Below are 5,628 nucleotides of genomic sequence, written 5' to 3'. Positions count from 1 at the left end.
CCTGTGATCAAAGCGACTACGCCATAAGCGCCTTCAACGCGGCCGTAGACCGCTTTTATCGCCTCAAATATATCATCAGCGCTCGGATGCGTCTTACCTAGATTTTGCATCTCGTGCGCGACCACGTTGAGTAAAACCTCAGAATCTGAATCGGTATTGAGATGACGACGATCCTCTATGTACAAAGACTTAGCCAGACTCTCAGCATTGGTCAGATTGCCGTTGTGAGCGAGCGTAATACCATAAGGAGAATTGACATAAAAGGGCTGCGCTTCAGCACTGCTCGAGGTGCCCGCTGTTGGGTAACGGACGTGACCGATACCGAATTTGCCAACCAGTTTAATCATATGGCGGTTCATAAATACGTCACGTACCATGCCATTTTCTTTACGCAAATAGAGCCTGCCATCTTGCAAAGTGACGATACCCGCTGCGTCTTGCCCGCGATGCTGTAACATCGTTAGACCATCATAAAGAATTTGGTTAACGGGTTCATGAGCTGCAACCCCAACGACTCCACACATAGTTATGTCCTATTTTAGATCATACATGAGTAAACTTATCAAAAACGTTTTTGCTACTGATTATTTATCTTACTTATAAAATAAATGGGTGAAAAACATGATGTGCAATAAATACTGTCAAAATTAATTTTATCAAGGTCTAAATGCAAATATAGTGCGCATAAAAGCCATTAATTCAGCAGTTTAAAACTTAATACCATAGTCCAAACTATGACTGATTGATCTGACTCCACGCAACGCCCAGCATATCTGACGCAAGCTCCTTACCCATAGGAGCATAAGGCATAAGCTCAGGGGCAATAACTGAGGTCTCCCACTGCGGTAATTGTACCAATAAAGGGGCACTGATACTCAGTATCACTAAGATCACTAATATATTTTTGGCGGCGCCTAATACGCCGCCTGCCAGCTTGTCAACGACGCCTAAATTTAACGTTTTGAGAGCACTTGAGAAGACAAAAGCAAGCGTATGCATAACTGCTAATATTATTAAGACCACAAGCAAAAATGCTAATGCCATTTGCAGCACTGGATTTTCAACGATGCCAGATAACTGCGGCGCTATAGAGTTTGCCAAACGCGTCGCTGCAATCAAAGCGATAAACCAGCCGACAAGACCAACTGCTGTCTTGATCAAACCCACTTGAAAGCCGCGCCATAAGCCAATAAGTACGACAAAGGCAATCATTATATCTAGGCCACTCATATCACCGCCTGTTATTGAGGATAGCTATGTTGAAACGGCGACTTTTAGGACGGCACCATTTAGCTGTTGATGTCACTTTCCATCGCATCATAATAGCCGCCAATCGCCTGAATGCTTGATTGTACCAGTCCAGGGCCTCGGTAAATCAGGCCAGTATAGAGCTGTATTAAGTCCGCACCAGCTGTTATCTTTTTGACCGCTTTGTCAGGACTATCTATTCCGCCCACTCCAATCAAAGCGACTTTATCGCCTAATTGATCCGCAAACTGTTGCAATATTTGAGTACTAATATGGCTGACAGGGCGACCTGATAAACCACCTGCTTGATCGCCATCGAGTAAATCCTCAACGCCTATTCGGCTCAAAGTAGTATTGGTTGCGATAAGACCGTCAATCTCAAAGTCTAATAACTGCTGGGAGATATAATCTACTTGGTCTGGTTCTAAATCAGGCGCGACTTTGAGCACGAGCGGCACATAGAATCCATATTCAGTCGCCAACTGCTGATGGCGGTTTTTGATAGTAGCTAGCAGCTCGGTTAGCGCCTCACCACTTTGCAAATCACGTAAGTTTTTGGTATTGGGCGATGAGATATTAACAGTGATATACGAGGCATGCGGATAGACGCGCTCTAAGCAGTAGACATAATCATCAGCCGCTTGCTCGACAGGGGTACTGGCATTTTTGCCAATATTAATACCGATATTGCCTTTGTATTTGCAGTTTTTGACGTTCTCAATGAGATAATCAACGCCTTGATTATTAAATCCCATGCGGTTAATAATAGCATCCGCCTGTCTGATTCGAAACAGTCGCGGCTTCTCATTACCTATCTGCGGCTTAGGCGTGACGGTACCAACTTCAATAAAACCAAAACCCAGCTCTGCTAAGGCATCAATATAATCGCCGTTCTTATCTAACCCTGCGGCTAAGCCCACTGGATTTGGAAATTGTAAACCCATGCATTCTGTCGGGTGCATCGGCTGCCCGTACACTAGGCCCAAAGCCCGTGCCTTGTGTGCCTTGTGCAACAAGGACAATGTCATGTCGTGAGCGTGCTCAGGATCCATTTTGAACAAAAAGGGGCGAAGTAAGGTATAAGACATAGTGGCGATAGACCTTGCTTAGAGTAATGATGAATAAAGGGTAAAATCAGGCGCTGCGATTATATCAGCTTAACAGAAATAAGACTAAGATTTGATTAATAGCTCGCCTAATTTAGCCCATGCACAAGTAATATATTAAGGTACAGGACGATTATCTGTTAAAGCTATCCAGCCACGTACGATACGGTACAGATGCCATATAAAGGTTACGATGATAATAATCAAACCAAAACCTGTCAGTAATATCGAACCAATAGCTAAGTTGTCGCCGGCCTCTAGCATCATACTGACCCCAAAACCACTGAGCGCAAAGAGTACAATGACAATGCCAATCACAAACCAGACGATACTGTACCAAAAGGTCTTAATCTGCCAATCAAAGTGGGTAGCAAGCCACGAGCCGTCTGCTTCTTGTCGTTTTGAGTAGTTCATGACAATGGGTACGACCCACAGCAGACCTGCGGTAAAGTAGCTGACGACATACAACAAATAAGTCAGATGATTGTAAGCGATTAGTGAGCGCTGTTTTTTATTACTCATCGCATTCTGACGCGCCACGCCGTACTCTTTTTGTACGTCAAAACGCCTTGGATCTGATAGCGCCTCAATCTCGGCGGTCTTGGTTCTACGAGTTTGCGCCTCTGAGTTGGAATCTACATTGCGTGACATAATAAGCACCTCCAATGGTATATAGCATAGCGCTATAATTGACAAGCGCTGTCACTGATACTGATGATTGCTTACTGTATTGCGTCAACTCATATGCTTTTCAAGCAGCGGCTATCGATGGCAATTGAACAAACAAAGCTTTAGGCAGCGCCCTCAATTAAGAGAATAAGATACTTGTCTCTTATAAAGCGTTCACAAAGTCATAGTCGCTTGTACCGTGATCGCTTTGCTCGTCTCGTCTTGCTCCATAGTCATCTGAGTAAACTGCCATCCTTGCTGCGTCAGTTGACTAAGAGCGGCGCTAACTACCGCTTGACTGGCATTCATAAAACTTATCTGTACCGACTCACCTACTGCAGCAACTTGCGCGTCTCTAATGCCTGCACCGCTTAATAACGTAGTAACGCGGCTTGCAGGCGGTAATGCTTCGCCTTGTGCGCTATTACTTATCAAAGCATTGCTGTCTATATTACCAGCTTGTGCGCGCAGCCAAAAGTAATCTGCGATCTGTTCTTGATAGTTCTCTTTGCTGTCTTTGGCCATTTGATGCAAAGTATAGCCGCCGTAACCGCCGACAAATAGCAGCAAGAATAGTGATAAAATCATCAAAGCAAGCTGATCTCTCGATGATAAAGCTTGCCAGCGCGTACCTATACCATTTTGATATCGACTCACCCGATCAATTAACCTATTAGAGTCTAAAGTGCTTTGATCTACAGTACTTTGATCTAACGGCTTATCCTTTGAGCGCCTTTGCATCAGCTTCATGGCGCCGCCTCCATCACGTCAATAGTCATCTGCCCGCTAAATTGTCCTTGTTCGTTAGCATTGACACGCTCCAAAGATGCGCTCAGTCCTTGCTCTATTAGGGTGCTTGTGAACTGATCTAAGCTATTACGCTCAGACGCGATCAAAGTGAAACTCAAAGACGATGGTGCCATTACCAAAGCTTTTGCTTGTAGTGACGACTGTTTGATTAGCGGCGATATACGAGATAAGGCTGCCATATGCGGCGTTTGCCCTTGAGCATCAGTACGTAGCTTTGGACTCATCTGAGTACGTAGCTGAGTACGCGAATTGAGGCGCTCATCTGCAAACCAAGACTGATACTGCGCAGCTATTGCCGTTTGGGTAGCAGCTGTCGCTTGATTGTATCGATACCACTGCGCTCCATCCGTTGCCATTTGTAATACCAGTGCTGATAGGGCGACCATCATAGCAACGCGCAGGTAAGGCGCAAGCTTGGCATCGTTTAGCCGAATAGCAAAATTAAGCTCATGACGCTCAGGATGATCAGCAGGTATCAGCGGGTGGGCGGTAGTCAAGAGTATCTGCTGCTCAGCAATATAAGCGGCGGTTTGCTCATTGGGATCAATGGACTCTTTTTGTAGACTGATACCCTCATTCAATACAGCATCACTTAACTCAGTGTTATTTAGAACAGCATCATCGTCAGCCTCTGTGTGAGTAGAATCGATTGTAGGTACGATACTTACTTCACTCAGATGCGGCAGATGCTCAAGCATAAGCGGTAGATAACTTACTGCCATGCCCAGGCGTAGCGATTGACGCATAAGCATAGTATAGCGATCTTGATATAAAGTGACCTGCTGACCGGCACCCTCCTCCAGCACTGGTAACAATAAATAATCAGGGAGTAAGGCATTAATACGCATACCCACTAATGCTGCACTTTGTTGCCACGCTTCAATATCGCTTTTGGCAAGTGCGTGCAGATGATGATGACTACCTTGACTCACTTGACGCACTGACAACTGCTCAACAGGCGTAAGAGAAGTCTCTTCAAACAAATACTGCTTGCCTACCACGCCCAATTGCTTGAGCTGCGCGCTACTAAGTTCGGTATTAACTTGCAGTATATAGCTTGAGGGGAAGTACAAACATAAGGTTTTATTGCTAGATTTGCTGCCATAGATATTGGACAGCTGCTGCCAGCTATCGACAGCGTGCCACTGTTTTGTGTCCCCATGCCAGACGGCTAAAGGACTGTATTGTGCGCGTAACCAGACATGTAACACTAAACGTGTCCTTACTTATAAAGGGTATCAACATCTAAAATCTAAATAGCGAATGAGACTGTATAGGGCTAGGGTTATGACTAAGGCTGCATAGGAACAAAACGATCGCTCTCAGTTGCCATACCAGACATAACAAAGTCCATCTCAAACACTCGCGCCTCTGCTAAAGAAAAGCCCTCTGGATAGTCGTTGGTCAATAGGCCTGCTATATTGGCGATAATAGACATATGACAGACAACCACCATACACTCAGACTCTATAGTGGCAAGCGTAGTTAACGCATTGTTAGCATTGTCTGATGGTGTAATATTATCTTGCACGGTCACAGGCACATTAGGCGCAAGCGCTTGTAGTTCAGCGAGTGTTTGCTGCGCTCTATCGTAAGGGCTGACTACAAAGTGATCTGGGTTAAAGTTATTGACAATATACTCAGCCGTTTGCACCGCTTGGCTGTGACCAAATTCAGTCAGTTGCCGCGCGCTATCTGGACGACTGATATCTTCTGCTTGACCATGACGCATTAATATAATTTTCATCACTGTCCTTGTGTATTTAGCCTTGTATCTTATGAGTTGCAATGGTAG

General features: G+C 45.0%; 7 protein-coding genes. All 7 read right to left on the bottom strand.

Going from position 1 to position 5,628, the window contains the following annotated elements:
- Positions 1–524, bottom strand: a 524-nt coding sequence (locus ACTXGO_RS08880; RefSeq protein ID WP_443574107.1) for a class II glutamine amidotransferase, incomplete at its 3' end; no start/stop codon positions are given.
- A 208-nt stretch (positions 525–732) separates the two neighbouring features.
- A complete protein-coding gene (locus ACTXGO_RS08875) occupies positions 733–1,230 on the bottom strand; it encodes a CvpA family protein (protein ID WP_443574105.1) in 498 nt (165 codons plus the stop codon).
- Positions 1,231–1,289: 59 nt separating this feature from the next.
- The gene (locus tag ACTXGO_RS08870; protein WP_435949060.1) at positions 1,290–2,336 is read right to left on the bottom strand and encodes a quinone-dependent dihydroorotate dehydrogenase; all 1,047 of its coding nucleotides are present in this window, start codon (positions 2,334–2,336) and stop codon (positions 1,290–1,292) included.
- 135 nt (positions 2,337–2,471) lie between these two features.
- The gene (locus ACTXGO_RS08865) at positions 2,472–3,005 is read right to left on the bottom strand and encodes a DUF4870 family protein (protein ID WP_317198972.1); all 534 of its coding nucleotides are present in this window, start codon (positions 3,003–3,005) and stop codon (positions 2,472–2,474) included.
- Between the two features lie 192 nt (positions 3,006–3,197).
- Positions 3,198–3,773 carry a type II secretion system protein GspM gene (gene gspM / locus ACTXGO_RS08860; RefSeq protein ID WP_435949063.1) on the bottom strand — a complete coding sequence of 192 codons (576 nt, stop codon included), beginning with the start codon at positions 3,771–3,773 and terminating at the stop codon, positions 3,198–3,200.
- Entirely contained in the window at positions 3,770–5,044 is a 1,275-nt protein-coding gene (gene gspL / locus ACTXGO_RS08855) for a type II secretion system protein GspL (RefSeq protein WP_435949064.1), read from the bottom strand. The genes gspM and gspL overlap by 4 nt, the downstream gene beginning before the upstream one ends.
- A gap of 80 nt (positions 5,045–5,124) precedes the next feature.
- Positions 5,125–5,580 (bottom strand): SixA phosphatase family protein, encoded by a 456-nt coding sequence (locus ACTXGO_RS08850; protein ID WP_443574102.1) that lies wholly within the window; start codon positions 5,578–5,580, stop codon positions 5,125–5,127.
- Between the last annotated feature and the right edge of the window lie 48 nt (positions 5,581–5,628).

The sequence above is a fragment of the Psychrobacter sp. T6-1 genome (genome assembly GCF_052258445.1).
The sequence above is the reverse complement of the archived record's forward strand: the minus strand, read 5'-3'. Positions and strand labels throughout refer to the sequence as shown.